This window comes from Streptomyces sp. NPDC036822 (assembly GCF_055609145.1).
The window spans coordinates 1-22837 of sequence record NZ_JBVJPY010000021.1 but is presented as its reverse complement, the minus strand read 5'-3'; the positions used below and the strand labels follow the sequence as shown (position 1 = coordinate 22837).

18 protein-coding genes and 4 pseudogenes are annotated in these 22837 nt (G+C 73.0%); 9 read left to right on the top strand and 13 right to left on the bottom strand.

Going from position 1 to position 22837, the window contains the following annotated elements:
- The first annotated feature begins 138 nt into the window (after positions 1 to 138).
- Positions 139 to 1182: a TetR/AcrR family transcriptional regulator C-terminal domain-containing protein gene (locus tag ACZ68P_RS31330; RefSeq protein WP_471012164.1), complete on the top strand. Its 1044-nt coding sequence runs from the start codon at positions 139 to 141 to the stop codon at positions 1180 to 1182.
- On the opposite strand, the gene ACZ68P_RS31325 is transcribed toward ACZ68P_RS31330, so the two are convergent.
- Positions 1123 to 2034, bottom strand: coding sequence for a LysR family transcriptional regulator (locus ACZ68P_RS31325; RefSeq protein ID WP_471012161.1), 912 nt, complete (start codon positions 2032 to 2034; stop codon positions 1123 to 1125). The genes ACZ68P_RS31330 and ACZ68P_RS31325 overlap by 60 nt on opposite strands.
- A gap of 265 nt (positions 2035 to 2299) precedes the next feature.
- Between ACZ68P_RS31325 and ACZ68P_RS31320 the strand changes: the two genes are divergently transcribed.
- Entirely contained in the window at positions 2300 to 3406 is a 1107-nt protein-coding gene (locus tag ACZ68P_RS31320) for a M20 family metallopeptidase (protein ID WP_471012311.1), read from the top strand.
- Between the two features lie 190 nt (positions 3407 to 3596).
- On the opposite strand, the gene ACZ68P_RS31315 is transcribed toward ACZ68P_RS31320, so the two are convergent.
- The gene (locus ACZ68P_RS31315; protein WP_471012159.1) at positions 3597 to 4553 is read right to left on the bottom strand and encodes a quinone oxidoreductase family protein; all 957 of its coding nucleotides are present in this window, start codon (positions 4551 to 4553) and stop codon (positions 3597 to 3599) included.
- Between the two features lie 454 nt (positions 4554 to 5007).
- Here ACZ68P_RS31315 and ACZ68P_RS31310 point away from each other — a divergent pair, with 454 nt between their 5' ends.
- The gene (locus tag ACZ68P_RS31310; protein ID WP_471012157.1) at positions 5008 to 7071 is read left to right on the top strand and encodes an RICIN domain-containing protein; all 2064 of its coding nucleotides are present in this window, start codon (positions 5008 to 5010) and stop codon (positions 7069 to 7071) included.
- Positions 7072 to 7251: 180 nt separating this feature from the next.
- A complete protein-coding gene (locus ACZ68P_RS31305) occupies positions 7252 to 7863 on the top strand; it encodes a hypothetical protein (RefSeq protein WP_471012155.1) in 612 nt (203 codons plus the stop codon).
- Positions 7864 to 7917: 54 nt separating this feature from the next.
- Here the strand turns inward: ACZ68P_RS31305 and ACZ68P_RS31300 are convergent, their stop codons facing one another.
- From ACZ68P_RS31300 to ACZ68P_RS31290, 3 genes and pseudogenes are all read right to left on the bottom strand, one after another.
- Positions 7918 to 8823 carry a YihY/virulence factor BrkB family protein gene (locus tag ACZ68P_RS31300; RefSeq protein WP_471012152.1) on the bottom strand — a complete coding sequence of 302 codons (906 nt, stop codon included), beginning with the start codon at positions 8821 to 8823 and terminating at the stop codon, positions 7918 to 7920.
- A gap of 177 nt (positions 8824 to 9000) precedes the next feature.
- Positions 9001 to 9796, bottom strand: a pseudogene (locus ACZ68P_RS31295) (MBL fold metallo-hydrolase).
- A gap of 83 nt (positions 9797 to 9879) precedes the next feature.
- Positions 9880 to 10906 (bottom strand): annotated as a pseudogene (locus ACZ68P_RS31290) (serine hydrolase).
- Positions 10907 to 10945: 39 nt separating this feature from the next.
- On the opposite strand from ACZ68P_RS31290, the gene ACZ68P_RS31285 reads away from it, so the two are divergent.
- The 3 genes from ACZ68P_RS31285 to ACZ68P_RS31275 all read left to right on the top strand — a co-directional run bounded on the left by ACZ68P_RS31285 (position 10946) and on the right by ACZ68P_RS31275 (position 14396).
- Positions 10946 to 11917 (top strand): LysR family transcriptional regulator, encoded by a 972-nt coding sequence (locus tag ACZ68P_RS31285; RefSeq protein WP_471012310.1) that lies wholly within the window; start codon positions 10946 to 10948, stop codon positions 11915 to 11917.
- Between the two features lie 221 nt (positions 11918 to 12138).
- Complete coding sequence (locus ACZ68P_RS31280; protein ID WP_471012149.1) at positions 12139 to 13128, top strand: Acg family FMN-binding oxidoreductase; 990 nt, start codon at positions 12139 to 12141, stop codon at positions 13126 to 13128.
- A 35-nt stretch (positions 13129 to 13163) separates the two neighbouring features.
- A complete protein-coding gene (locus ACZ68P_RS31275; RefSeq protein WP_471012147.1) occupies positions 13164 to 14396 on the top strand; it encodes a PP2C family protein-serine/threonine phosphatase in 1233 nt (410 codons plus the stop codon).
- A gap of 39 nt (positions 14397 to 14435) precedes the next feature.
- Here the strand turns inward: ACZ68P_RS31275 and ACZ68P_RS31270 are convergent, their stop codons facing one another.
- Both ACZ68P_RS31270 and ACZ68P_RS31265 read right to left on the bottom strand, forming a co-directional pair.
- A complete protein-coding gene (locus ACZ68P_RS31270) occupies positions 14436 to 14798 on the bottom strand; it encodes an ArsR/SmtB family transcription factor (protein ID WP_471012309.1) in 363 nt (120 codons plus the stop codon).
- Positions 14799 to 15236, bottom strand: a pseudogene (locus ACZ68P_RS31265) (SRPBCC domain-containing protein); the annotation flags it as partial.
- Between the two features lie 192 nt (positions 15237 to 15428).
- Between ACZ68P_RS31265 and ACZ68P_RS31260 the strand changes: the two are divergent.
- Positions 15429 to 16325 (top strand): alpha/beta fold hydrolase, encoded by an 897-nt coding sequence (locus tag ACZ68P_RS31260; RefSeq protein WP_471012146.1) that lies wholly within the window; start codon positions 15429 to 15431, stop codon positions 16323 to 16325.
- 187 nt (positions 16326 to 16512) lie between these two features.
- Here the strand turns inward: ACZ68P_RS31260 and ACZ68P_RS31255 are convergent, their stop codons facing one another.
- From ACZ68P_RS31255 to ACZ68P_RS31245, 3 genes are all read right to left on the bottom strand, one after another.
- Entirely contained in the window at positions 16513 to 17517 is a 1005-nt protein-coding gene (locus tag ACZ68P_RS31255) for a HEAT repeat domain-containing protein (RefSeq protein WP_471012144.1), read from the bottom strand.
- A gap of 6 nt (positions 17518 to 17523) precedes the next feature.
- Positions 17524 to 18192: a HEAT repeat domain-containing protein gene (locus tag ACZ68P_RS31250; RefSeq protein WP_471012143.1), complete on the bottom strand. Its 669-nt coding sequence runs from the start codon at positions 18190 to 18192 to the stop codon at positions 17524 to 17526.
- Positions 18193 to 18291: 99 nt separating this feature from the next.
- Positions 18292 to 19182 (bottom strand): NAD(P)-dependent oxidoreductase, encoded by an 891-nt coding sequence (locus ACZ68P_RS31245; RefSeq protein ID WP_471012141.1) that lies wholly within the window; start codon positions 19180 to 19182, stop codon positions 18292 to 18294.
- Positions 19183 to 19292: 110 nt separating this feature from the next.
- Here ACZ68P_RS31245 and ACZ68P_RS31240 point away from each other — a divergent pair, with 110 nt between their 5' ends.
- The gene (locus ACZ68P_RS31240) at positions 19293 to 19937 is read left to right on the top strand and encodes a TetR/AcrR family transcriptional regulator (RefSeq protein WP_471012139.1); all 645 of its coding nucleotides are present in this window, start codon (positions 19293 to 19295) and stop codon (positions 19935 to 19937) included.
- 23 nt (positions 19938 to 19960) lie between these two features.
- Here the strand turns inward: ACZ68P_RS31240 and ACZ68P_RS31235 are convergent.
- The 3 genes and pseudogenes from ACZ68P_RS31235 to ACZ68P_RS31225 form a co-directional block, all read right to left on the bottom strand.
- Positions 19961 to 21592 (bottom strand): annotated as a pseudogene (locus ACZ68P_RS31235) (alkyl/aryl-sulfatase).
- A 103-nt stretch (positions 21593 to 21695) separates the two neighbouring features.
- A complete protein-coding gene (locus tag ACZ68P_RS31230; RefSeq protein WP_471012137.1) occupies positions 21696 to 22376 on the bottom strand; it encodes a LutC/YkgG family protein in 681 nt (226 codons plus the stop codon).
- On the bottom strand, positions 22373 to 22837 hold a 465-nt coding region (locus ACZ68P_RS31225), incomplete at its 5' end, for a lactate utilisation protein LutB domain-containing protein (RefSeq protein WP_471012136.1). The genes ACZ68P_RS31230 and ACZ68P_RS31225, both read right to left, overlap by 4 nt.

The following is a 22837-nucleotide window of genomic DNA, read 5'->3' as shown; positions in this document are numbered from 1 at the left end:
GTACGCACGGTGAACGTACGACGTACGCGCAGGCCCCTCAACCGGCCGTGTCAGGCCCCTGTTCTAGGACAGTCCCCCTCCGCCCGGCGTCCCCGCTGCTAGCCTCTGCACTAGTACAGACAAGGGAGACGGCAGGACGTGACGAAGGCCACAGGCGCACCCGGCCGGCCGCCCTATCTGCGCATCGTCGCCGAGATCCGCCGGCGCATCGCCGACGGCGAACTGACCCCCGGCGACCGGGTCCCCTCGACCCGTCAGATCGCCCGGGACCAGGGGGTCGCGCTCGCCACCGCCACCAGGGCGCTGACCACCCTGCGCCTCGAAGGGCTCGTGGAGACGCGCCCCCGCGCCGGCACCGTCGTCGCGGGGACCCTTCCCGGCGCCGCTTCCGTCGCTCCGCCCCGCAGGCGCTCGTCACCCGCCGCCGTCACCGAGCAGGAACTGACCCTCGACCGGATCGTCCGCGTCGCCATCGACATCGCCGACGCCGAGGGGCTCTCGGCGCTCTCCATGCGCGGCGTCGCGGCCCGCCTCGGCGTGGCCGCCATGTCGCCCTACCGGTACGTCCCCAGCAAGGACGATCTCGTCCTGCTCATGGCCGACGCCGCGTTCGGCGAGGAGACCTACCCGGCCGAAGCGCCCGAAGGGTGGCGCTCCCGCGTCGAGTGCGGCGCTCGGACCCTCTGGACGCTGTACCGCCGCCACCCGTGGCTGGCCCAGCTCGGCTCCCTCACCCGCCCGCTGCTCGTGCCGAATCTCATGGTCCACGGCGAATGGATGCTGGCCGCCCTCGACGGTCACGGCCTCGACCCCGTCACGCTGTTCGACATCCACGTCCTGATCTACAGCCACGTGCAGGGTCTGGCGGTGCACCTGGAGTGGGAGGCGCACGCCGAAGCCTCCACCGGCCAGTCGGAAGACCAGTGGATGGACAGTCGCGCCTCCGCTCTCCAGGCGCTGGTGGAAGACGGCCGCTTCCCGACCTTCGCCAAGGTGGTCGGAGCCTTCGACGACGGCTACGACCTGCGCCTCGACGTGCTCTTCGAACGCGGCCTCACGGCGCTCCTCGACGGCCTGACCCCGCTCGTCGAAGGCCGGGACGAGGACACGCGGACACGCGCCTCACTCGCCCGCGAGCGGGTCGCCCCGTCCCGCGACGGTGGCGCGCAGCAGGTCCCGTAGCCTCCGCGCCGTGGGCAGCGGGGCGGCGGGCAGCGCCACATGGACGGTCCGGCGCAGGGCCGGGTCGGCGAGGCGGCGCAGGACGAGTGCGTCGGGGACCGCCCAGGCGGCCAGCGAGGGGACCAGCGCCACTCCGAGTCCGGCCGCCGCGTAGCCGAACTTCCCCGTCCACTCCGCGATCCGGATGATCTTCCTCGGGGTGATGCCCGCCCTCGCGAACGCGTCGGCGAGCATCGTGGGACGGTCTCCGTAGGCGCTCTGGAGCCATGCCTCGTCGTGCAGTTCGCCCAGATCGACGGTGTCGGCGCCGGCCAGGCGGTGCCCGCGCGGGAGAGCGACCAACAGCTCGTCCTCGCACAGCACGCTCGTCGTGACGCCGTCCGCCGACGGCAGACCGGACGGGTAGTCGCTGACGACGGCGAGGTCCAGCGCCCCGTCCGCGAGGCGCGCCATCAGCGTGTCGGTCGGGCCCTCCATCGCGACGACCTCGACGTCCGGGCGGGCGTCCTGGAGCGCCCTGAGGGCGGTGGGCACCAGCGAGACGTTGGCGGTGGAGAACGCCCCCACGTGCAGCAGCCCGCCGTGCCCGGCGTGCAGGACGGCCAGCTCGCGCCGGGCCCGCCCCAGCCGGTCCAGTACCTCCACGGCGTGGCGGTGCAGCGTACGGCCGGCGGGATTCAGCCGCACGCCCCGCGGCAGCCGGTCGAAGAGCGGTCCACCCGCCTGCTGTTCCAGGGCGGCGACCCGCCGGGACACCCCCGACTGCGTGTAGTTGAGCCGCACCGCCGCCTGCGTGAACGATCCGCTCTCGGCGACCGCCACCAGCACCCGCAGCGCGTCGATGTCGAACACGCTTCCCCCCTCCACGACGTCCGCCGAACCCGAACCATCGTGCCCTGACACATGCCATGGGCGCATGGGTCCCATGCGAACCAGTCGCTGGTGGCATACCCGCCCCCGCCCTAACGTCGTTCACGCGGCGGTGCTCCGGAGGGGGTAGAGGCGCCGCCGCGTCATCCACCCATCTGCCGTAGGGAGAAGATGTGTTGACCTCACGAGACGTCGAGACGGAGCGGGACCGGTGACCCCGGCGGCCGTCGTGCCCGCGCTGCCGGCGATGCTGGCCGATCTGGAGGAACTCGTCCGCTGCGAGTCCTTCTCGGCCGATCACGTGGCGGTGGCGCGCAGCGCCGAGGTGGTCGCCGCCCTCGGGGCGCGGCTGCTGGGGGCCGCGCCGCAGACCCTCGTCATCGATGGGGTGACCCATCTGCGGTGGGTCTTCGGCACCCCGCGGGTCCTGCTGATGGGGCACCACGACACGGTCTGGCCCATGGGTTCGTTACGGGACCACCCCTGGTCGTCGGCCGACGGGATCGCTCGCGGGCCCGGAGTCCTCGACATGAAGGCCGGGTTGGTCCAGATGTTCCACGCGCTGGCCTCCCTGCGCTCCCTGGACGGGGTGTGCGTCCTGGTCACGGGGGACGAGGAGGTCGGCTCCACGACCTCGCGCCGATTGATCGAGGAGACCGCCCGCCAGTGCGCGGCCGCCCTGGTGCTGGAGGCGTCGGCCGACGCGCAGGGTGCGCTCAAGATCGCCCGCAAGGGCACGTCGCGGTATGAGGTCGTCGTCCACGGTCGCGCCGCACACGCGGGCCTGGAACCGCACAAGGGGATCAACGCCGCGATCGAGGTCGCGTACCAGGTGCTGGCCGTCGCCCGCCTCGGGGTGGCGACCGGCGCCGTCGGCGCCGCCGCCCACCCGGTCCTGGGCCCGGCGACGGTCACGCCCACCCTGCTGTCCGCCGGCAGCACGCGGAACACGGTGCCCGCCCTTGCGCGGCTGTCGGTGGACGTGCGGGCACCCACCCGGGCCGCGCAGGACCGGATCGACGACATCATGCGCGGCCTCACCGCCCGGACGCCCGGCGCCCGGCTGGAGGTGCTGGGCGGCACGCAACGGCCGCCCATGGAGCCGGAGTCCTCCGCCGATCTGTTCGCGCTCGCCACCCGGCTCGCCGCCGAACTGGGCCAGGAGCCACCGCGGGGCATCGCCGTCGGCGGCGCCTCGGACGGCAACCACACCGCGGCGGCGGGCTGCCCGACGCTGGACGGCCTGGGCGCCGTGGGCGCGGGCGCCCACGCGGACGGCGAGTACGTCGACGTCGTGTCCATGGTTCCCCGTACACGTCTGCTCGCTCGGCTCGTCGAGCACACCCGCGGCTGAGGCGACCTCCGGTGAGGACGGGCCCGTCCTCGCGGAGCGGCCAGGACCTGCTCCTCGTGGGGCCGTCAGGGCCCCGGCCTCGCAGGGTCGCCAGGACCCCTCCTCGTGGACGCCGCCGGGGCCCCGGCCCCGGGAGCCGTCGGGCCGGAACTCGGTGTCTTCCGCCGGGTGGAGGGGCCCCGCCGTTCCGTCAGCGGGAGGTGTCGAGCACCAGCTTGCCGACGGTCCTGCGGGCCCGCAGGTCCTCGTGGGCGCGGGTCGCCTCGGAGAGGGGGTAGACCCCGCCCACCTGTGGCTTCAGACGGCGGTCGGCGACCATGGCGAGCAGCTCGGACATCGGCTCGCGGTACATGCCGGGACGTCCGACCGCGTGCATCAGCCAGAAGCCGACGACCGCCCGGGACCGGCCCATCAGCTGCGCCGCGTGGACGGGACTCGGGGCCTGGCGGCTCGCCATGCCGTACGTGACCAGCCGGCCGAACGGCGCGAGGGCGGCGAGGGACTCGTCGAAGACCGGGCCGCCGGTCATTTCGAGGACGACGTCCACCTTCCTGCCACCGTTGGCCTCGATGAGACGTGCCTTGAGGTCGTCCGCACCGGCGTCGACGGCGACGTCCGCGCCGAGGGACAGCGCGAGCTCACGCTTCTCGGGGGTCGATGCGGTGGCGATGACGCGTCCCGCGCCGAAGGTCTTCGCCAGCTGGACGGCGAGCGAACCCGTGCCGCCCGCGGCGGCGTGCACGACGACCGACTCGCCCGAGGCCATGCGCCCCGCGGTGCGGAGCAGGTGCCACGCGGTGAGGCCCTGGACGATCAGAGCCAACGCCTCCCCGTCCCCCACCGTGTCGGGGACGTCGATCGCCAGGTCCTGCTGCACGGACGCCTTTTCTGCGTACCCGCCGTAGAGGTCGGCGAGGGCGACGACCCGGCGTCCGTCCTCCGTGCGGCCGACGACCTCGCCGCCGGGGACCATGGGGAGGGCGGAACGCGACAGGTAGGAGTCCTCGACCGCGTGCGTATCGGCGTAGTTGACGCCGGCGGCGGAGACGTCGATCAGCAGGCGGCCCGCCTCGGGCCGGGGATCGGGTATCTCCACCAGTCGCAGTACTTCGGGCCCGCCGAATTCGGTGACGTGTATCGCACGCACAGTCGCTCCTCAACCCTGACATGTCCGGCGGGGTACTCCCGCGGACCCCGCCGTCCTCACGTTCCCATCAGGCGATGCACATTACCAACTGCTCAGTATGTGAGCTGCGCCACTCCTCGCTCCGGAGTGGCCTTATGGCTTCTCCAAGCATGTATTTCATTTTCCGCACCATGTGTGACGACGGGAATTCCTTGGAGTGAGACATTCCGTTGACGCCCCGTCACATAGGCGTCGCGTATATCTCGATCGCATAACGAGAAGTCAGGAAAGGGCTGGACCATTTGTGAGGCGTGGCTTCAACTCGGCTTGCTGGAAAGGGATGTGAGAGATCATCATTTAGAACCACCGCATAACGGAATGCACACATTCCTTGGGCCCCTCTATGTCTCAATTGCCCCTCCCGATGGTCTGGCAGGCTTCCCCGCACCGTTCCCGATCAAGGAAGAGGTGCCACGTGTCAGGACGTCGAAGACTCCGGACCCAGCGCCGCAAGCCCCCCGGCCTCATACTCGTCGCGGCCGTCGCCGCCCTGGCGGTCGTCGGAGGTGTCGCGTACGAGGCCGCCGGGCCGGCGGCCGGCACGGACCGAGCGCTGCCCCTCGCGCGGCCCGCCGGCGCACCGAGCGCGGCGACGGAGCCGGCCGCCGAGCCCACGCGCGACGAGGAGCCCGACCCCCTCGTCGAGAAGCCGAAGAGCGAGCCCGAGCGCGGACTCGTCTACGAGGGCCTGACACCCGCGCCCGAGGGGGATCCGTGCGCCGGTGTCTACCGCACGGCGGCCGGCCACTGCACCCACGGCCCCGACGCCCCTCCGAAGGGCGTCGACATCAAGAAGGACACGCCTCCGGCCGTCAAGGCGGTCGCCCCCGCGCCGAACCCGGCAGAACCGGTGCCCGGCGGGTCCGACGGCAAGCCCTCGGGCACCGAGCTGCCCCGGACCACCGCCCCCGCGCTCGATGCCGCCGCGCCGCGGAAGGGCGCCCCGCCGGCCGGGGCGGCAACCGGCACGCGCGACGCGTCCGCCGCCGGCCCCACGGGACAGACCGTGCAGTGCGACGGTGACGGGACGACCGGCAACCGCGTCCAGGTCGTCTACGCCCACGCCCCCGGAACGGACCGGTACGCCACGTACCTGGCGTCCTTCCGGAAGTGGGCGGCCGACGCCGACCTGATCTTCTCCGCGAGCGCCGAGGACACCGGCGGAGTGCGGCACATCCGCTACGTCACCGGCTCCGACTGCGTGCCGACCGTGCTCGACATCGAGCTCCCCGCCTCGGCCCTCGCCGAGTTCAGCGCCATGAACCGGGCGCTCGCCGCCCGGGGCCTCGACCGGCGTGACCGCAAGTACATGATCTTCGCCGACACCCAGGTGTACTGCGGCATCGGCACCTTCGCAGGTGACGAGCGGCCCGCCCAGAACAACCTCAGCAACTTCGGTCCCTCCTACGGCCGTACGGACACCGGCTGCTGGGGCGGGCACACCGCCGCCCACGAACTGGGCCACAACCTCGGCGCGGTGAACAACAGCGCACCCAACACCAGCCGGGGCGCCCACTGCACCGACGAGTGGGACGTGATGTGCTACTCCGACAGCCCGCACTACCCGCGGATGCGCTCGGTCTGCCAGGACGGCGCCTACGAGAACCGGCTCGACTGCAACCACGACGACTACTTCCACACCAGCCCGAAGCCCGGCAGCTATCTGGCCTCGCACTGGAACATCGCCGACAGCCAGTTCCTCATGCGGAACAAGGGCAACACCCGGCCCGATCCATCGCCCACCGGCACTCCGACTCCGACGGGCGGGCCGACGGGCGGACCGTCCACGGTGCCCACGGTGACCGTCGGGCAGGTCGCGTCGGACTCCGTCGTGGCCACCTGGAAGGCCGTCGACGACGCCGCCTGGTACCAGCTCTTCCTCGACGGCAAGGCCATCGGGTGGGTGCAGACGAACAGCGCCCGCGTCTACAACCTGAAGCCCGGCACCGACCACACCGTCGCCGTCTCCGTACGGGACCGGTCAGGGCGGGACAGCGGCCCGGGCAAGGCGACCGCCTTCCGCACCGCCGGCGACGGCAACGGCGGCGGCAACGTGCCGAACGCGCGCTACGTCCTCGCCAACGGCCCCACCGGCACGGCAGCCGAGGTCTGGGGCGGCAGGGCTGCCGACGGGACGGTCCTGGTCGGTTCACCCCGCAACGGTTACGCCCCTCAGCAGTGGTACCTCGACGACGCGGGCGGTGGGTTCAAGCGGATCCGGTCGGCCGCGACGGGCAAGTGCCTCCAGACCGGCGGGACGGCCGGCCCGGGCATGTGGGTGGCCCAGCAGCCCTGCGGCAACTCCGCCGCCCAGCAGTGGCGGCTGGCTTCCCTCGGCAACGGCGTGATGATCACTGCGGGGTCGAGCCGCTTCGCGCTGGGCGTCAGCAACCGGCCGTACTACGGATCCTGGCTCATCGAGCTCCAGCACGCGTCCTCGGGCCCCGCGCAGATCTGGACGCTGCAGAAGTCCGGTTGACCCGTCCGGTTCGACCCGCTCCCACCGACGCCGTCCACCACGAGGACGACCGCCCACCGCGGTGACGGCCCAAGGCGCGAGTGACGGCCGGCGGGCGGCACGCGACCGTCCGCCGGCCCGGGCCCCGGCCCCCTCGCCACCCCCTCATCCCTCGCATCGAACACACCCCTGGAGGAGCCTGTGCACCTACCGCGTCTCGCGACCGCGGCGACCGTCGTGGTGGTGGCCGTCCTGTCGGTCCTCGCCGTCCCCGCCGGTACCGCCCGCGCCCACGGAGGCACCCTGGCGGTCGACATCGTCGGACACGAGCACGGGCGTGTGACGGCCCGGATCACCTGGGAGAACGACGAGGACTCCGTCGGCGAACGGGTCGCCGCCACCGTCAACGCCGTCAGCGCGGACGGCGGGCGGGCGGCGGGACCCTGGCTCCTGGTCCGCGACGGGTCGGACGAGAAGCGCTTCACCACCGTCGAGGCGCTGCCCGCGGGCCGGTGGAAGGTAGCCGTCGAGGTGGGTCATCCCGCGCTCGGCCGCGACGAGGCGGACATCACCGTGACCGTCGCCGCGGAGGCGAGGACTCCCTCCGCGCCACCTGCCGCCCCCTCGCCCGCCACATCAGCGCCCCACCCTCCCACCGGCAAGGCGATGGCGCGGTCGACGGAGACGTCCGCCGACGCCGAGGCGCCCTCCGCGCTGCCCGGCGACGCCGGGACGGCGGCCGGGGGAGTCGTCCTCGTCGGCGGCGCGGCGGTCCTGCTCGCCGTAGGGAACAGGCGCCGAGGCAGGACCTGACAACCAGGAGGCGGAAGGCGCAAGAGGAGAGAGGAAGGGGGAGGTGGCGGTACGTCACGTCGTCTCGGGGCAGGGGTCAGGCCGCTGCGGCTCCCCGTCCCGGGCGAGTTCCGCGTTGAACTGCGCGCCGGCCAGCAGGACGACGTGCGACACCCACAGCCAGACGAGGAACGCCACCACTCCCGCGAGGGAGCCGTACAGGCGGTCGTACGTCGCGATGTGCGCCGCGTAGAACGCGAACCCCACCGACGCGAGCAGCCAGAGAAGTACCGCCAAGGCTCCGCCGGCGACCGTCTTCCGCACCCCGCGGCCCTCGGGCGGCCCGGACCGGAAGAGCAACAGGACCAGGGCGACGACCACCAGGAGCAGCAGCGGCCACTTCAGGCCCGCCCACACCAGCGCCGCCTGATGGTCCCTTCCCATGCCCCGGCCGATGGCACGGGCGACCCGCTCGGTGGCGGTCAGCGTCAGCACGCCGCTGACCAGGAGAGCGAGCACGGTCAACGCCCTCAGCAGGGTGGCGGGCAGCGTCCGCCACGCGGGGCGGCAGTCGGGGACCCCGTACATCGCGTGCAGGGCGCGCCGGAACACCGCGAGGTAGCTGGTGGCGGACCACAGCGCCGCGCCCCCGGTCAGCACGACCAGCATCCACCGGACCGACTGGTCCTCCCGCGGGCTGCCCAACGCCTGCGCGAGCACCGGGTGGGCCGCCTCCGGCACGAACGCCTCCAGCTGGGCGATGACCTCCTGCGGGGAGCCCGTGCCGAGCAGCGCCGTGGAGAAGACGATCACCAGGAGGGCCGGGAAGACGGCCAGGACCGCGTAGTACGTCAGGGCGGCGGCCCAGTCGGTGAGGTCGTCCACCCAGACGGCGACCGGCGTACGGGCCAGGGCGCGGGCGTACGCGCCGCGCCCGCGCCGGCCGGGCGCCGAGCCGCTCGCGGGGACTCCGATCGTCATGAAACCACCGCTCCGTTCCGGCCTGCCGCACCGCGGGCCGCCGCCTTCCGGAGCGGTGACCGACAGGGTCCCCTTCCTGCTTCCCCGCGACGGCGAGCCCACGCCGTGCCGACGCGGACCGCGTAGCCGGGCGTCGGCGTCCCTCCGCTGCCGGAGAGCCTCGCTCCGCGGTGCGGGTCAGGGCCTCGGCCGCATGTCCGCGCCGTAGGTGGTGCGGTAGTCCGGGACGACGATCCGGCTCGTCGGGGACTCCTGGTGGACCAGGGCGACGAACGCGTCCAGGTCCATCACCGGGTCGCGGCGGGGCGGTTGGCTCAAAGGCTCCTCGAAGTTGTCCCAGTGGACGGGTACGACGACGCCGGGCCGCCCGAGCGCACGCAGCAGGCGCGGTACGTAGCGGGACGTCGAGGCACTGGACGGCACCGCGACCATCGCGAGGTCGGGGGTGAGTCCCTGGACCGCCCGCTCGGAGAAGTCGCTGGCGCCCATCAGGAAGGCAGAGGGCCCGTCGCTTCCGACCGTCACCTGGAAGGCCAGGGTGTCGCCCTCCGGCAGGTCGGAGATGGTGCGGGGGGCTGCCGGGGGTGGCGCGTCGAGTGTGCCCGGGGCGAAGTAGGTGTGCCGCTTGTTGCGACTGTGGAGGCTCGCCACGACCTCGACGGTGAGTCCGTCGAAGTCCAGTACCTCGCCGCCCTTCACCACCGAGATCTGCCCGGGGTCGACCCCGAACGCGACCAGCAGGTGGTAGGTGGTCTCGGTGCCGACGACCCGAGCGCCAGCCGGACGTACCCAGCCAGCGGAAGGACGCCGCGCCGGCCGGCGGGACCCTGCGGGCCGTCGCCCCCGCCGCCGCGACGGCGGGGGAGGCGAGGAGCGGAACGGCCGCCCCGAACGCGGCGCCGCGCAGCACCGTACGTCGGCCGAAACCCTGGATGCGCCGCTTCGGGCGCTGTGCGTCTGTGTCGTCGCTCATGCGGCCAGGAGATCAGGAGGTACCGGCCGGCGTCCAAGATCAAAATGCCGGGGGTCCGATACGCGGGCGCATATGAGACCAGGTCAGATGGGTTGGGCGCGCAGGAAGTCGACGGCGATCCGGGCCGCGGCGCCGATCGCCGCGTCCACGGCCGGACGTGAGGCGGCGAGCTCCCGCGTGCGGGCGAAGACGGAGACCGCGTAGCGGCTGCCGTCGGGATACCGGACGACCCCCGCCTCCATGTGCAGGCCGGGCAGGGTGCCGGTCTTCGCCGCGACGGTCACCTCGTCCGGAAACCCCGACACCAGCCGGTGCCGGAACACCTGGCGGGCCATCAGTTCCCGCACCTGTGCGCAGGCGTCCGGCGGGCCCGCCTCGTCACGCCAGACGAGACGCAGCAGCCGGGTGATCTCCCGGGGCGTGCCGGCGTTGGTCCGCGAGGGATCCAGCACGCTCATGCGCCGCTTGCGGTCGTCCGGGAGGGCCGGGTAGCGGAGGGCGAACTCCCTCTCGTCGCGCGCGCCGACCTCGGAGAGCATCGACCGCAGGACGTCGCGTGGTCCGCCCACGATCCTGGTCCCGTCGAGGCCGAGTTCCGCTGCCAGGAGCCGCACCGTGTCCAGGCCGACATGTGCCAGCAGCAGGTCCGCCGCCGAGTTGTCGCTCACCGAGATCGCGAAGAAGGCCAGGTCGCGCAGGGACAGCTCGACGTCGTCCGCGCACCCTGCCGTACCCCAGCCCCCGAGCCGGTCGGCCGCGGTGACCCGAACCCGCTCACGCGGGTCGAGCTGGCCGGCGGCGACCTGGCGCGCGAACTCCAGGACCAGCAGCACCTTGAAGAGGGAGGCGATCACGACGGGCTCATCGGCGCCGACGGCCACCTCGTCGGCTGCCGAGCCCGCGTCGGCGGCCACCCCGCCGGCTTCCGAGCGGATGCCGACGGTCGGCGCGTCCGCCCCCCGCACACGCGCAGACGGCCCCCTCCTCGGCCCCCGAACGCGTGCCGACGGACATTCCGTCCCCACCCGGCCCCCCGCCGATGGGGACCGCGTGCAGCAGCCCCTCGGCACCCACCCCCGCGAAGACCTCACGGATCCGTTCCTCGACCATCGACTCGCCCCTCACGTAAGGTCCCTGGCTGTGGATCTCTTGCGCCACCTGCGCATCTTCGTCGCCGTCGCCGACGAGCTGCACTTCAGCCGGGCCGCCGACCAGCTTGGCATGGCCCAGCCACCCCTCAGTCAGGCGGTACGCAGACTGGAGAAGGACCTCGGCGCCGAGCTGTTCGACCGGTCGCACCGCCAGGTCGAACTGACCTCCGCGGGCATGCTGTTGCTGGACGAAGCCCGCGACCTGCTGGCTCGCGAGGAGCGGTTGCGGACGCTGGCCCGCCGGGCCGGGGACGGGGATCTGGGCACCCTGCGCGCGGGCGTACCCCCCGACACGACGGTCGCCACGCTGTCCCTGCTCCTGGGCGCCTGCGCGGAGCACTACCCGGGCATGGCCGTCGACCTCCAGGAGATCACCACCGACGAGCAGCTGCGGCTGCTCGCCTCCGGCGGACTCGACGTCGGCCTCGTCCACCAGCCCGTGGACGCCACCGGACTCCGCCTCGGCCCGGAGGTGTGCGTGGAGCTCGGTGTCGTCCTGCCCCGCGTCTCCCCCCTGGCCCGGCTTCCCGAGGTCCCGCTCGCCGAACTGGCCGGACACGACCTCGTGCTCCTTCCGCGGGCCCAGGCCCCCGGCTGGTACGACCGGATCATCGACACCTGCCGGGCCGGCGGCTTCGTGCCCACCCGGGTCCGGCACGCCTCGCACCCCGAGTTCCTGCTGGCCCTCGTCCAGGCGGGCCACGGTGTCGCCTTCGACCAGGGGGCCACGGCCCGCAAGGAGCCCCGTGTCGTCTGGCGGGCGCTGGCGGGCCGCCCCCTCACCCAGCGGATCACCGGAGCCTGGTCCGCGGGCCGGTCCGCCCACCCGGCCGCTCCTCACTTCGCCGAGCTCGCGGCCGACGTGCTCGCCCGCGACCGTACGGCGACCCCGCGTCGCGACGACGGCGCGCCCGCGCCGGACGGGCCACCGCGCCCCTGGGCGGTGGTGTACGACGAGACGGCAGGGTGATCGTCGGCGGGCTCGACACCGCATGGGCCGGCGGAACCCCTTTCCACGGCCCGCGTCCGCGGTCGACAGGCGTGGCGTGGTGGCTTCGCGATGTGAAGCTCGGTACGAACTGGGACAATGCGAAGAGGGGAGTAAGAAGGGCCGACCGAACCCCAGGGGTGCACACGATCGCCGGCGCGCTCGTCCGCGTACACGGCGGTCCCGCACAGACAGGACGAGCCGTGTCCACTGCAGAACTCGACGCGGCGGTCGTGACGTCGCTGGTCGAGGACGCCGTGACGGCGCCCTCCATGCACAATGCCCAGCCCTGGAGATTCGACCATCGCACGGGCAGTGATTCCCTGGCCCTCCACGGCGACCCCGGCCGGAGCCTGCCGCTCGCCGACGCGGACCACCGGGCCCTGCACCTGGGCTGTGGCGCCGCCCTGTTCAATCTGCGGGTGTCCGCCGCCGACAAGGGCTGGTCCCCGGCCGTCCGGCTGCTCCCCGACCCGGAGGACCCCTGGTACCTGGCCGACGTGGTACTCCGGCCGACCGGAAGCCCGGACCGCGCGCTCGCGGACCTCCACCCCGCTGTCCGACGGCGGCACACGAGCCGGTTCCCCTTCTCGGACGAGCGGATCCCGGCGCCGATACTCGACGGGCTCGGCGCGGCCGCCCTGCTGGAGGGGTGCCGGCTGATCACGCCCGGCGCCTGGCACGCCGACGCCGTCATGGGGCTCGTACGCGACGCCGAGATGCTCGAGGCGGCGAGCGAGGCCGTGCGCGCGGAGATCGCCGGCTGGACCCGTACGGAGGGCGGCGGTGAGGGACCCGTCACCGAGGGCATCCCGGCCGGAGCCATGGGGCCGCGGCAGTACGGCGTGAGCGCCCCCGCGCGGGACTTCGACTCCCGGCGCCGCGTCGCGGACCGCGCCGTGGCGGTCTTCGAGACACACCCCCAGATCGCACTGCTCGGCACGGTGGAGGACACTCCGGCGGACTGGTTGCGCGCGGGTCAGGCGATGCAACGCGTGCTGTTGCAGGCCACGCTCGACGGCCTCGCGACCTCGCTGATGTCGCAGCCCCTGGAATGGCCCGAGCTCCGCCCGTCCGTACGCGATCCGAGTTCCGCGGTCGGCTTCGTCCACATGGTGTTCCGTCTCGGCTACGGCCCCCGGGGTGACGCGACACCACGCAGGCCGGTGGCGGACGTGCTGAGCCTGCGGTGAGGGGGCGCCCGGTGGAAGGGGCCGACGCGAAGACCGTGAGAACGGACCTTGACTACAAGGCGTTGTTCGCCGCCACGCCCAGTCCGTATCTGGTGCTGAGTCCTGATCTGGTGATCGTCGACGTCAACGACGCGTATCTGCAGGCCACCGGGCGGAGCAGGCAGGACATGGTCGGCCTGCACCTGTTCGACGCCTTCCCGGACAATCCCGAGGACGCCACCGCGGACGGGGTGCAGAACCTGGACGCGTCGCTGCACCGCGTCCTGCAGTCCAGGCGACCGGACACCATGGCGGTGCAGAAGTACGACATCCCCGTGGCACACCGGCCCGGGGCCTTCGAGGAACGGTGGTGGTCACCGATCAACACCCCCGTGCTCGGCCGGGACGGGCGGGTGGCGTGGATCATCCACCGGGTGGAGGACGTGACCGACTTCGTCCGCTCCCGCATGACCGGACCGGGAGGCCCGCTCGGGAAGCGGGAGGCGATGGAGGCCGAGCTGTACGCGCGCTCCCGGGAACTCCAGCGGCTGAACGAGGAACTGCGCCAGGCGCACTCCCGGGAACGCCAGATCGCGATCGCTCTGCAGGGGGCGATGCTCCACTCGCCGGACCTGGAGCGGCACGGGGACGTCGAGGTGCGCTATCTGCCCGCCGTGGGCTCGCTGAACGTGTGCGGTGACTGGTACGACGTCGTCGATCTGCCCGACGCCTGCTTCGGTGTCGCGGTCGGCGACGTCGTCGGCCACGGGCTGGAGGCCGCCACCGTCATGGGCATGCTCCGCAGCGCGCTGAGCGCCGCCGTCCGCGCCCTGCACAAGCCGGCCGCCTCCCTGGAGGTCCTCGGCCTGTACGCCCGCTCGGTGGAGGGGGCGCTGGCCACGACCGTCGTCCAGGCCGTCATCGACACGCGCCACGAACGCGTCGCCTACAGCAGCGCCGGCCACCCTCCACCCGTCCTCGTCCACCCCGACGGCAGCTGTGACCTGCTGGACCAGGCCACCGACCCACCCCTCGGCGCCCGCCCCGAGCACGTCCCTCGCCCGCACGCGACCGTGTCCTACGCCCCTGGCGACACCCTCGTGCTCTACACCGACGGGCTCATCGAGCGCCGTGACGAGGACATCGACGCCGGTCTGAACCGGCTCACCGACGCCCTCGGGCGCCATGCCCGCCTGAGCCCCGGCCATCTCGCCGACGCGCTGCTGACCCGCCTCGGCGTGGTGGGCGGTGCCCGGGACGACATCGCCCTCATCGTCGTACGCCTGTGACGGCCGCCCGTGACAGCTCCGCGTGAAGCGGCCGCGTGTTCAGCCGGGGGGTGTCGGACCGTCGTCCCGCTCCGCCGCCTCGGCGACGCGTTTGATGCGCGCCAGCCTGCGGTCCCAGTCGGCCGCGAGCGACGCCATCCACCGCGCCGTCGTGTCCAGGGCCGCCGGCCGCACCGCGTACCGCACCTCGCGGCCGACCCGGCCGCCGGAGACCAGGCCGGCGGCGTCGAGGACGGCGAGGTGCTTGACCACCGCCTGCCGCGACACCGGCAGTCGCCCGGCGAGCGTCGTCGCGGACGCCTCGCCCTGTGCGGCCAGAAGGTCGAGCAGCTGCCGCCGGGTCGGATCGGCCAGCGCGCCGAGGACGCTGTCGACGTCCCCGGCGGGGGGTTCGTCCGTCACGGGGCGTTCGGCGCGGGCCCCGAGGGCTTCCAGTTCCAGGGGCCAGCCCTGGGTGTGGTCCTTCAGGTTCTGGCTGCGCAGGTCGTCGGACCCGGCCAGCGCCGCGAAACCGCTCTCGACGACACGGAGCCGCGTCCCGTCGTCCTCCTGGGTCAACGTGAACTCCACCAGGGTGCTGTTGTCCTCCCGGAGCTCCTCCCCGGGGAACGCGCTGGTCCAGCGGTAGGCCAGGTACGTCGGCGGCTCCACCTTCTCCACCCGTACGGGGAAGTCGCCGTGCTCGGCGTTCCTCGCCACCATCGAAGCGCCCTCCTCGGCCACCGTGCCGGGCAGGCTCGCCTTGTCGGCCACCCAGAACCCGGGCTGGGCCACCAAAGACCAGACCCGCTCCAGGGGCGCCTCGATCAGGGTTTCACATTCGATCCGGTCGTCGGTCATGAGGGGCTCCTTCGCCGCTACGGTCACCATGAGTTGCAACCCCAGAGTTGCACGTCCAGGTCCCGAGTGCAACCCGCTGGTTGCACGTCGCTGCATCTCGGGGCGGTCGAGAGAAGGACGGCCGCGACCGATGAGTTGTCGGGCCCGGGTCGGTCTACAGATGCAGTGGTTGCTCTTCCCGAGGAGATGAACATGGTCAAGACCGAGACCCGCACCGTGGACGCGCCGGGCGCGACGGTCACCTACGACGTACTGCGGCCGGACGGCGACGCCACGGGCGGCCGGCCGCTGATGCTGATCGGCTCGCCCATGGACGCGGCCGGCTTCGGCACGCTCGCGGGGCACTTCGCCGACCGCACCGTCGTGACCTACGACCCGCGGGGCACCGGCCGCAGCGCCCGCACCGACGGTGCTCGCCGGACGACTCCGGAGGAGCACGCCGACGACCTGCGGCGGGTGATCGAGGCGCTCGGCACCGGTCCGGTGGACCTCTTCGCGAGCAGCGGCGGCGCCGTGAACGCGTTCGCCCTGGTGGCCGGGCACGGCGAGCTGGTGGCGACGCTCGTCGCGCACGAGCCCCCGGCGGCGAGGGTGCTGCCCGACGGCGAGGCCGTCCTCGGGGTCTGCGAGGACATCCACGCCACCTACCTCCGGGAGGGGATGGGGCCGGCGATGGCCAAGTTCCTCGCCACCGTCGGCCGCAAGGGCCTCTTCCCCGACGACTGGCGTGACGCGCCGGCGCCGGACCCGGCGGCCTTCGGACTGCCGACCGAGGACGACGGGTCACGGGACGACCCCCTGCTGGGCCAGAACATGATCGGCTGCACGGGCTTCCGGCCCGACACCGCCGCGCTGCGGGCAGCTCCGACCCGGGTGGTCGTCGCCGCGGGCAAGGAGTCGGAGGGGGAGTGGCCGGCCCGCGCGGCGGCGGAGATCGCGCGGGAGCTGGGCACGACCCTCACCGTCTTCCCGAGCCACCACGGAGGCTTCCTCGGCGGCGAGTACGGCCAGCAGGGCGCCCCGGAGGAGTTCGCCCGCACGCTCAGAGACGTGCTGGCCGGCGCGGGCCGAGGCGCCGGGCGGCGGTGACGGGTTCGCCGTCGCCGGGGCCGGCCGGAGCCGAAGGGCGCACGGGCGTCGGCACCCGCACCCAGCGCCCGGAGGCGAACCGAGCCCCAGAGCCGAGCGACACGGCCGCCCCGACGGCGGGCGCCAGGACGGGCGCGCCATCGGGGCGACAGGAGACCACCCTGGCGACCGCGCGCCTGATGGGTCCTCACCGGGCTTCGCGGAGCGTGAGGATGGAGGTCGCGGTCAGGGCGACGGCGCGGTCCGGGTCGTGTGACAGATCCGCGAGAGCGCGTGATGCGGTGGGCCCCGGAACGTCGGCGAGCGCCTCGGTCAGCCGTCGACGTGCGGACGGTGCGACGGTGTCGTCGGCGAGGCGGTCGACCAGCAGGGTGGCGATCCGGTCCGCCGTCCCGGCGTCGCTCGCCAACGCGCTCAGCGCATCGGCCGCGTCGACGTCGTTCACCTCCTCGACGATCATGTCGACGAGTACCGGGACCGCGTCCGCCGCCCCGCGTGCCCCGAGCGCCAGGGCCGCACATCTGCGGACCCCGAGGTCGGAACTCGCGAGAGCGTCCCGCAGCAGTGCGGTCGACTCCCCGCCCGGGAACTCGGCGATGGCCTGGACGGCGCGCCGGCGCACCTCGGGCACGGCTGAGCGCAGTCCCTCCGCCAGCAGTGCCGTTCCCCGTCCACCCGTCCGCGCCAGGGCCCACCGCAGGGCACCCGCCACGTTCGGGTCCGTCTCGCCCAACGCCGCCTCGACCAGGGCCTCCACCGGCACGGGCACCTCCTCGACCGAGGACAGGGCCGCGCGCTGGCGCTTCCCGGCGCTCTCGGACGCCAGGGCCTGCAGAAGGGCGGTGATCTGCAGGACGTCCTCCCAGTCGTCGGGTTCCGCGGCACCGATCCGCCGGAGCCGCGTGAGCAACTCCGTCTCCCGCGCGAGGCGTTCCTCCGTCTGGCGGGTGAGGTCCCCGACGAGGCCCGAGGGCGTGAAGCCGGGATCGTCCAGGGCCCGCCCGACCTCACGCAGGGACAACCCCAGCGACCGCAGGCTCTCGATGTGGAAGACGCGCCGGATGTCGGCGCTCGCGTACTCCCGATAGCCGGACCGGGTACGTCCTGTCGGCCGGACCAGGCCGAGCGATTCGTAATGCCTGAGCATGCGGGCGCTCACTCCGTAACGTCGTGCCACCTCACCGATCAACACTGCCCACTACTCCTTCTCGCTGTTCGTGCCCAGGGCCACGATGCGCTTCGCCTCCTCGATCGCGCACTCGAATCCGGCATCCGGGTCGCGCCACAGCCGTTCCGTGGCGATCGCGTGCAGGCGTACGCGAGGGGCGGGATCCGTCATCGCCGTCCGCAGGGCCGGCGTGACGGCCTCACCGAGCGCGATGAGTGCCCGGCTGAGGCTCAGCCGCGTCTCCCGTGCGCCGCGCCCGAGCTGTGTGACCAGCACCCCGGCCAGCCCGGCCGTCTCGCCTTCGGGAACGAGCGCGACGGCTGCCCGCCAGGCGCTCCGCGCCACCTCGTCGTCGGCGTCGGTCAGCAGCGCGCGGGTGAGGGCTGGCCAGGCCCGTGGGTCCCCGATCTTGGAGAGCGTGTGCAGGGCCTGGCTTCGTGCCTGCGCGTGCTCCGAACCGAGCTCCCCGATCAGCCTGGTGACCGTCGTCCCGGTCGAGTGGCGGGTGAGCGCCCACGTCAGCATCTCCCGTACGTGGAATTCGGGCTCGACCGCGCACCGGGAGATCAGCACGTCGACGAACCGGGGGTCCGGATCCGTACCGACCGCCATGGCGGCTCGCAGTCGTTCCGACGAACTGCCGCTCTCCAGGTTCCGGAGAGCGCGCGGCGTGTTCGTGTCCTCGTCCCGTGTGACCATCGGGCCCACCTCCTCGGCATCAGTGAAGGGCTTGTCACCGTGGCAAGGTCAAGTCGGCCGCGAGCCGAGGGGCGGCAGGCGGGCAGGGTGGCCGGCCGCTCAGCCGGCGGGTCGCTTGAGCACCTCCACGAGGCTGGAGCTGCTGTCGCCGCCGTGGCCGGCGTCGACGCCGCGCCGGAAGAGGTCGACGACGGCGGCGGGCAACGCTCCGTCGACGCCGGCGTCCAGGACGGTGTGCAGGACGTGTTCGGCGCTGGCGAGTCCCATGGCGAGCCGGTCGACGTCCCCGGAGTGGTCGCCCGCGTCGACGCGAGGTGAGTAGAACTCCAGGAACCGCGCCAGATCCAGGGCGCCGAGGGCGTGCGGCAGGAGGTCGGCGGCCTTGATGCCGTGCGCGTCGGCCAGGGCGAGGGCCTGCCAGTAGGAGCTCAGCGCGGTCCAGAACATGACCATGTTGAGCTGGTAGAAGAGGGCGGCCAGGCCGGGGTCCTCGCCTCGGTAGTCGGTGCCGGTGAGCACCTCCAGCGTGGGCCGGTGGGCCTCGAAGACCTCGCGCGGGCCGCTGTAGAAGGCCGAGGAGCCGGGGCTGCCGATGCCCGAGGGCGGGACGAGGACCCCGCCGGTGAGCTGGACGGCGCCGCGCTCCCGCGCCCAGTCGGCCGCCTCCTGGGCGCGGCGGGGCGTGTCGGAGCTGAGGTTGACCAGGACCCGGCCGTCCAGGACCGCCGGGTCGACGCCGTCCAGGACGGCGTACAGCGCCTCGTAGTCAGTGAGGCTGAGCACCACGAGTTCGTTGGCGGCGACCGCCTCGGCGGGCGAGGCGGCGAGGACGGCGCCGCGGCGCACGAGCGCGTCGGCGCGGGAGGCGGTGCGGTTCCACAGGGTGACGTCGTAGCCCTGGGAGAGGAAGGCGTCGGCCATGGCGCTGCCCATGGGACCGAGTCCGATGACGGTGACGGACCGGGTGGAGCCGGTGTTCTTGGTGCGCATGCGGAGTTCTCCTCGTAAGGTCTAGAACGAACGCTCTATCCAGTGACAAGGATGAAGCTAGCACGGTTCTAGAACGAACGCTCTACTTAATGACTCGGTAAGCTCACCGCATGCAGAAGAGCAGCGCGAGCAGCGCCGACGGCGTCGGCGGGGCCGGCAGGACGAGCGGGACCGGCGGGGCCGGCGGGGCCGGGGGCACCCGCGACCGCATCGTCGTCGCCGCGTCCCGCCTCATCCAGCGTCAGGGCTATGTCGGCACGGGCATCAAGCAGATCGCACAGGAGGCGGAGGCGACCCTCGGATCCGTCTACCACTTCTTCCCCGGCGGAAAGGAAGCCGTGGCCGTGGCGGCCATGGAGCACGGCCGGGAGGAGTTCGCCGCGCTGCTGCGGAACGCCCTGGACGGCGAGGACGCCCCCGGCGCCGCGGTCGACGCGTGTGCCCGCACGCTCGCCACCGAACTGCGCGCCTCCGGCTGGATCGACGGCTGCCCCGTCACCGCGGCCGCCCTGGAGACCCTCGGCACGGAGAACCCCATCCAGCGCGCCTGCGCCGAAGCCCTGGCGTCCTGGCAGCGACTGGTCGCCGACAAACTCCTCGGCTGCGGCTTCCCCGGCCCCGAGGCGGAGTCCCTGGCCGCCACGGTCGTCAACACCCTGGAGGGGGCCGAGGTCTCCGCCCAGATCACCCGCTCGGAGACGCCCCTGCTCCTGGCCGGCCGCCACCTGTCCCGCCTGATCGACTCGTACGTCTGAGGGGGCCTCGGCTGTGACGGGGCTCAGGGCGTGACGACGGGGAAGGCCGTGTCCGGTGCGGTGACGTAGGAGAGGAGGCGGGCTAGCAGCCCCGCGTCGCCGTCGGTGCTGACTCCGTCGAGACCCTGACCGGCGAGGATGCCGAGGAGCTGTGGCTTGGTGAGGCGCAGGGTGAGCCCCGCCGGGCTCTTCGGCTCGTCCCCGTCGGGAGTGGAGCGGTGGGTGAGAGCGCCGTTGTGGAGCGTGAGGCGGTGGCGGCGTCGCTCGTCGGTGAGCACGAGGTCGATGGTGAGGTCCTCGTGCCCGGCGCGGGGGCCGTCGACGCGGATGGCGACGGAGTCCAGGAGCATGTCGGTGGTCAGGGCCGCCGTCAGCTCGGGGTTGGTGGTGTCCAGGGAGACGGGGTCGGCCCCGTGCCGGAGCTCCATGGCCGCGGTGAGGTAGAAGTTGCGCCACGGGCCGTTCTCGGCGCCCTGACCGAGCCTGTCGTAGACGCCGGCCAGCGTCTGCTTGGCATCCGTGTGACCGGCGTCGGCGAAGACGAGGTGGTTCAGGAGGGTGGCGGCGAAGCGGAGGTCGCCGGAGTCGGCGTAGCCGCGGGCCTTCGCCAGGGTCTGCTCGGGGCGCCCATCGAGTCCACGTACCGCCGGGAGATCTCGACGGGCGGGTGCTCCCACAGGTGCGCCGCGTTGCCGTCGAACCAGCCCGGACAGCGCTGGTAGATCGCCTTGACGTTGTGGGAGAGGGAGCCGTAGTAGCCGCGCGTGTGCCACGCCCTCTCCAGGGCCGGCGGCAGCCGCATCTCCTCGGCGATCTCCGGGCCGGTCAGCCCGTCGTTGAGCATGCGCAGCGTCTGGTCGTGCATGTACGCGTACAGGTCGCGCTGGGCGGAGAGGAAGGCGACGACGTTCTCACGGCCCCAGGTGGGCCAGTGGTGGGAGGCGAACGCCACGTCGTAGCCGTCGCCGAAGTACTCGATCGCCTCGTCGAGGTAGCGTGACCAGATCCGGGCGTCGCGGACGACGGCGCCGCGCAGCGTCAGGACGTTGTGCATGTTGTGCGTGGCGTTCTCGGCCAGGCAGAGCGCCCGCCTGTCCGGGAAGAGGAAGTTCACCTCGGCCGGTGCCTCGGTGCCGGGGGTGAGCTGGAAGACCATGTGCACGCCGTCAATCGTCGAACCCGGCCGGGGCGAGGATCGGCACGTCCCGCTCGGCGCCCGGGGACAGGACGCCCCGGCAGCCGCCGAAGTGGTCGCCGTGCGAGTGGGTGTAGACCATCCCCGTGACCGGGCGGTCGCCCCGGTGCGCGCGGTACAGGGCGAGGTCGGCGGCGGCGGTCTCCGTGCTGATCAGCGGGTCGATCACGATCACGCCGCGGTCGCCCTCGACGAGCGTCATGTTCGACAGGTCGAGCCCGCGGACCTGGTAGATCCCCTCCGTGACCTCGTACAGGCCCTGGCGGGCGCAGAGCTGGGCCTGGCGCCACAGGCTCGGGTTCGCGGTGTCGGGGCAGTCCCCGTCGAGGAAGGCGTAGGCGTCGTTGTCGTAGACGACGCGGCCGTCCTCCGCCGTGACGACGGCCGGGGTGAGAGCGCCGATGAACCCGCGGTCCGCGTTGTCGCAGTCGGTGGTGTCCTCGAAGGGGAGGGCGGTCATCTCTCACTCCGCTCCGCGCGGTGCGACGCCCGAGCCGGGAGGCCGGCGCGAGACCCGGCCTCATCCCAGCACCCCACCCGGTCGGGCGCACCTCGGGGACGGATCACGGCGCGGCGGGCCCGGGGCTCCGTCCGGGATCGGTGGCGCCGACGATGACGACGTCGAGGCGCCGGGGACCGTGGACCCCCTCCACGCGGTCGAGTTCGATGTCGCTGCTGGCCGACGGGCCGGAGATCCAGGTGAGCGGGCGGGTGGGGTCGAGGCGTTCGGCGGCCTGGGGGACCGAACCGACGACCTGCGCGGGGGCGTGGACGACGCAGATGTGGTGGTCCGGCACGAGCGTGAGGCGCCGGCGTCCCTGGGCCGGTCCCGCGTCGAGCACGAGGGTGCCGGTCTCGGCGATCGCGACGGAGCAGCCGGTCACCACACTGTCGACGGTGTCGAGATCCCGCGGGGTGTCGTCGTCCCGCTCCCGGCGCACCTCGCTTCTCGTGGCTCCGATCACGTCGTCCGGCAGGTCCCGGGGGATGATCACACTCCTGGCTCCGCGCTCGTCGAGCAGCCGGGCGACGAGCTCCGCGAGCCCGGCGGGGCGGCAGCGGTGCACGACGGCCCGGTACTCCTCCAGGGTGGTGACCAGCAGGTCGACGGTCTCCTCGGGCGTCCGGTCCCCGTGTACGCGCGCGTAGTCGCGGACCACCGCCCGCTCGCCGTCGCCCGGGGGGCGCGGGTCGTTCTCCAGCGCCCGGCGGACGCGGGCGAGGATCTGCTCCCGGCTGTTCACTGGCTGTCCGCCTTTCCCTTGTGCTCGTGCTGTTGCTTCCACCAGTCCCGGAAGGAACGCTCGGGAAGCCGCGGCAGATCGCGGGTGTCGGTCCACGCCCGGCCGGGGCCCGGCAGGCGCGAGGGATGCAGAGCGCGGGTGAGCGAGGCGACGCGCAGACCTGTGGCGAACATTCCGGGGTGGTCGAAGGCCCACGCGGCCGCGCCCATGGCCGCCTTCTCCAGCCGATGCCCCTTGCCGCCCTGGTCGGCGACCTTCTCCCGTAGGTGGATGAGGACTTCGGGGATGTCGATGGCGACGGGGCAGGCGTCGTAGCAAGCGCCGCAGAGGGTGGAGGCGTAGGGGAGGGTGGTATCGATGTCGGTCGTGGTGCCGCGGAGTTGGGGGGTGAGGATGGCGCCGATGGGGCCGGGGTAGACGGAGCCGTAGGCGTGGCCTCCGGCTCGTTCGTAGACGGGGCA

Bases quoted from the DNA above. Each gene is read 5' to 3' on its own strand.
- ACZ68P_RS31320 (WP_471012311.1), top strand. From the start codon at position 2,300: ATGCTGGCCGATCTGGAGGAACTCGTCCGCTGCGAGTCCTTCTCGGCC.
- ACZ68P_RS31250 (WP_471012143.1), bottom strand. From the start codon at position 18,192: ATGGTCACACGGGACGAGGACACGAACACGCCGCGCGCTCTCCGGAAC.
- ACZ68P_RS31260 (WP_471012146.1), top strand. From the start codon at position 15,429: ATGGTCAAGACCGAGACCCGCACCGTGGACGCGCCGGGCGCGACGGTC.
- ACZ68P_RS31240 (WP_471012139.1), top strand. From the start codon at position 19,293: ATGCAGAAGAGCAGCGCGAGCAGCGCCGACGGCGTCGGCGGGGCCGGC.
- ACZ68P_RS31245 (WP_471012141.1), bottom strand. From the start codon at position 19,182: ATGCGCACCAAGAACACCGGCTCCACCCGGTCCGTCACCGTCATCGGA.
- ACZ68P_RS31300 (WP_471012152.1), bottom strand. From the start codon at position 8,823: ATGACGATCGGAGTCCCCGCGAGCGGCTCGGCGCCCGGCCGGCGCGGG.